Source organism: Nocardiopsis halotolerans DSM 44410 (assembly GCF_000341065.1).
GTDB classification, from domain to species: Bacteria; Actinomycetota; Actinomycetes; order Streptosporangiales; family Streptosporangiaceae; genus Nocardiopsis; species Nocardiopsis halotolerans.
The window spans coordinates 1-4,291 of the sequence record NZ_ANAX01000291.1; the positions used below are offsets into that span (position 1 = coordinate 1).

The 4,291-nt window shown below is 72.9% G+C and carries 5 protein-coding genes; all 5 read left to right on the forward strand.

The annotated features are described in order from the left end of the window. Nucleotides 1-920 (forward strand): pseudouridine synthase (locus D455_RS0121520; RefSeq protein WP_017572755.1); only part of this gene is annotated, 920 nt, incomplete at its 5' end. A gap of 102 nt (nt 921-1,022) precedes the next feature. Further along, on the forward strand, nt 1,023-1,385 hold the full coding sequence (gene aroH, locus D455_RS0121525) for a chorismate mutase (RefSeq protein WP_026122855.1): 363 nt from the start codon (nt 1,023-1,025) through the stop codon (nt 1,383-1,385). Nucleotides 1,386-1,453: 68 nt separating this feature from the next. Then, the gene (locus tag D455_RS0121530; RefSeq protein WP_017572757.1) at nt 1,454-2,605 is read left to right on the forward strand and encodes a prephenate dehydrogenase; all 1,152 of its coding nucleotides are present in this window, start codon (nt 1,454-1,456) and stop codon (nt 2,603-2,605) included. Nucleotides 2,606-2,881: 276 nt separating this feature from the next. Further along, a complete protein-coding gene (gene cmk / locus D455_RS0121535) occupies nt 2,882-3,577 on the forward strand; it encodes a (d)CMP kinase (RefSeq protein ID WP_017572758.1) in 696 nt (231 codons plus the stop codon). Nucleotides 3,578-3,824: 247 nt separating this feature from the next. Beyond that, on the forward strand, nt 3,825-4,291 hold a 467-nt coding region (locus D455_RS31270), incomplete at its 3' end, for a GTPase (RefSeq protein ID WP_040685036.1).

Sequence of the window (4,291 nt, forward strand, 5' to 3'; positions counted from 1 at the left end):
GCCGTTCCTTCGGCGGTGGCGGTGACAACCGTGGCGCCAACCGCCAGGGGAACCGTGGCGGCGCGGGCGGCTTCACGAGCGAGGGTCAGCTCTCCAAGGCGGCCCGCGAACGGCTCAACGCCCTGCGCGCCGACTACGACCCCAAGGACGAGGACCGCAACGACGACGACCCGCGCGACACCTACACCGGCGTCGAGGGCGGCATCCGCCTCCAGAAGGCGCTCGCCGCGGCCGGTGTCGCCAGCCGCCGCGCCAGCGAGGAGATGATCGCGGCCGGACGCGTCAGCGTGGACGGCCAGGTCGTGCGCCGTTTCGGTGCCCGGGTCGACCCCGAGACCTCCGAGATCCGCGTCGACGGCATGCGCGTGGTCACCGCCCCGGACAAGCTGTACTTCGCACTGAACAAGCCGCGCGGCGTCGTCAGCACCATGTGGGACCCCGAGGGCCGCCCCACCCTGGCCGACTACACCGGTCAGACCGACGAGCGGATCTTCCACGTGGGTCGGCTGGACACCGAGACCGAGGGCCTCATCCTGCTGACCAACGACGGCGAGCTGGCCAACCGGCTCACCCACCCGCGCTACAAGGTCGTCAAGACCTACGTCGCCAAGGTGCCCGGACCGGTTCCGCAGCGCGTCGTGCGCGAGGTGCAGAAGGGCGTCGAGTTGGAGGACGGCCCGGTCGAGGTCGACTCCTTCCGCGTGGTGGACAACGAGCCCCCCAAGGCGTTCGTCGAGATCCGCCTGCACGAGGGGCGTAAGCACATCGTGCGCCGCCTGATGGAGGCTGTCGGCCACCCGGTCTCCGACCTCGCCCGCACCCAGGTCGGCCCGATCGACCTGAACGCCCTCAAACTGGGCACGATGCGGGCGCTCACCTCGCGTGAGGTGAGCGAACTCTACGAGGCGGCGGGCCTGTAGATACAGTTGACGGCGGTCGCCGACCCGGAAACCCCCGGGTCGCGACCGCCGTTCCCCTTTCCCGGGGACGGCGCCGTGAACGAGGACGAGGCGGGACAGAACGTGGCGGTACGGGCCATCCGTGGTGCGGTGCAGGTGGACGAGGACGAGCGCGAACAGGTGCTGGAGGCCACGGCCGAGCTGGTCTCGGAGGTGATGCGGCGCAACACCCTGGAGACCGACGACGTGATCAGCGTGCTGTTCACCGCCACCCCCGACCTGAACAGCGAGTTTCCGGCGCTGGCCGCGCGCAAGCTCGGTTTCGCCGACGTTCCGCTGATGTGCGCGACCGAGATCGCCGTCCCCCACGCCCTGCCGCGTGTGGTCCGCCTCATGGCGCACGTGGAGACGGACCTTCCGCGCTCGGAGATCCAGCACGTCTACCTGCGCGGGGCCCAGGCCCTGAGGCTGGACATCGCGCAGTAGCGGTCGGCGCCGCTCCCCGGGCAGGTCGTACGCTTGGGAGACCAGTACACGTCGGAGGCGGGGGAGCAGTGGGCAACAGCAGCGGCGCGGAGGGAAGCGGAGAGCAGCGGGCCGCGGTACGCCGGGTCACGGTGGTCGGGGCCGGGCTCATCGGAACGTCGGTGGCGCTCGCCCTGCGCTCCCGCGACGTCGACGTCACCCTCTCCGATCCCGACCCCGCCTCCCTGCGCCTGGCCTGCGACCTGGGCGCGGGGCGTCCCCTGGAGGAGTCCGCCGACCCGTCGTCGGCCCCGGCGGACGTCGCGGTCATCGCCGCACCGCCCGCCGCCATCCCCTCCGTGCTGCGCGCCTCCCAGGACCGGGGGCTGGCCCACGTGTACACGGACGTGGCCAGCGTCAAGGCGAGCGTGCTGGCCGAGGCCGAACGGCTGGGCTGCGACATGGCCACGTTCGTTCCCGGGCACCCCATGGGCGGCAGGGAGAAGCAGGGGCCCGGTGCCGCGCGCGCCGACCTGTTCCTGGGACGCTCGTGGGCGCTGTGCCCCACCGGCAAGGCCGACCCGCAGGCGATCGCCGCGATCACCGAGATCGCCCGTCTGTGCGGTGCCGACCCGCTGGTGTTGGACGCCGGGGTGCACGACCGTGCGGTGGCGCTGGTCTCGCACGCCCCCCACGTGGCCTCGTCGGCGGTGGCGGCCCGGCTGGTCTCCGGTGACGACGCCGCCCTGACCCTGGCGGGGCAGGGCGTGCGCGACGTCACCCGGGTGGCGGGCGGCGATCCGGCCATGTGGTCCGAGATCCTCACGCACAACGCCGCTCCGGTCGCGGAGGTCCTGCACGAGGTGGCCGCCGACCTGGCGGCGACGGCCGACGCCCTGCGCGCGTTGGCGGCGGGGGGCTCCGCCGAGGAGGTCCTCGCGCCGGTGGCGGACCTGCTGGAACGGGGAAGGTCCGGGCACGGCCGCATCCCCGGCAAGCACGGCACGGTCCAGCGGCCCGACTACACGGTGATCCCCGTGGTGATCCCCGACGAACCCGGTTCGCTGGGCCGCCTGTTCGCCGCCGCGGCGGAGGCCGGGGTCAACATCGAGGACGTGCGTATCGAACACACCCCCGGGCTGCCGCTGGGTGTGGCGCAGCTGTACGTGTTGCCCGCCGCCGTGGACACGCTCGCGCGGGCGCTGTCCGCCGACGGCTGGTCGGTCCACCCGGGAGCCTGAGCCGGGGGACACGTCCTCCGCCGCCCGGTGGTTCCCCCACCAGTCGCCGGACGTGTGGCCGGCCCGTGGAACCGGAAGGGCCGGAACGGCGCCGTTCCGGGTACGTCGCCGACCTCCCCGACCGGCGTCACGCGCCCGGGAAACGCCGCACCCGGCGTCGGTGAGGGTGGGCTGTGTCTCCCCACGTCCTCCCTCCGTACGACGCGTCCCCCGCGCGTGGTCGGACGGGTAGGGTTGGGCGTCGGCAACAGTGAACGCAAGCGGGAGTCAACGGCAGTGAGCGCGCAGGGCAGCACCGAGGGCATCGTCATCGCGATCGACGGTCCCTCCGGATCGGGCAAGTCGAGCACCTCCCGGGGTGTGGCCAGGGCGCGGGACCTGCGTTACCTCGACACCGGCGCCATGTACCGGGCGCTGACCTGGTGGATGCTGTCCAACGGCGTGAACGTCAACGACGCCGACGCGGTGACGGACCTCGTCGACCGTCCCGTCATCACCATGGGTACCGACCCCAACGCCCCCTCGGTGGCGGTGGACGGACGTGACGTGGCCGCCGAGATCCGCGGCAGGGACGTCACCACCAACGTCAGCGCGGTCTCGGCCGTGCCCGCGGCGCGCGAGCGCCTCGTGCGCACCCAGCGCGAGATCATCGCCGCCGCCAGGGCCGAGAGCGCGGGTATCGTGGTCGAGGGCCGCGACATCACGACCGTCGTCGCCCCCGAGGCCCCGGTCCGGCTGTTCCTGACCGCGAGCCCCGAGGCCCGCGCCCAGCGGCGCAGCAAGGAGGTGAGCGGCAGCGACGTTGCCGCCACCCAGGCCGATCTGGCACGGCGCGACAAGCTCGACTCCAGCCGCGCGCACTCGCCGCTGCGGCAGACCGACGACGTCACCGAGCTCGACACCACCGGGCTGTCCCTGGACGAGGTCGTCGCCCTGGTCGTCAAGCTGGCGGACGAGGTCCGCGACCGCTGACCCAGCCCCGGTCGGGAGACGGAAGGTCCGCGGAAACGGGGCGTGGAGCGGTGACGCCGGCCACGTTCGCCCGGTCCAGTCCGGGAACACAACGACATCCACGGGGGTTCCCTCCCGTGGCCAGTACACGGACGCCGTCGGCGTCCGCGTCGACCCGCGTGCCCCGGAGGCCCCGGGGCGGGTCGACCCTCCGCATCCCCGCGGCACGCGTCCTGGGCGCGCGGGGACCGAGAACCGGGAGCAGTACATGAGTGACTTCGACATCTCCGACGTCGTCGACGGGGGAGTGGACGACGTCGAACCCGCCCTCCCCGTGGTGGCCGTCGTCGGCCGCCCCAACGTGGGTAAGTCCAGCCTGGTCAACCGCATCATCGGCCGCCGTGAGGCCGTGGTGGAGGACGTTCCGGGCGTGACCCGGGACCGGGTCGCCTACGACGCCGAGTGGCAGAACGCCAGGTTCACCCTCGTGGACACCGGCGGCTGGGAGACCAGTGTCAGCGGTCTGGCCGCCATGGTCGCCCGTCAGGCCGAGTACGCCGCGCAGACCGCCGACGTCATCCTGTTCGTGGTCGACGCGACGGTCGGTGTCACCGACGCCGACGCCGCCGTCACCCGCGTGCTGCGTTCGACCAAGCGTCCCGTGGTGCTGGCCGCCAACAAGGTCGACGGCAGCATGCAGGAGGCCGACGCCCTCGACCTGTGGCAGCTGGGCGT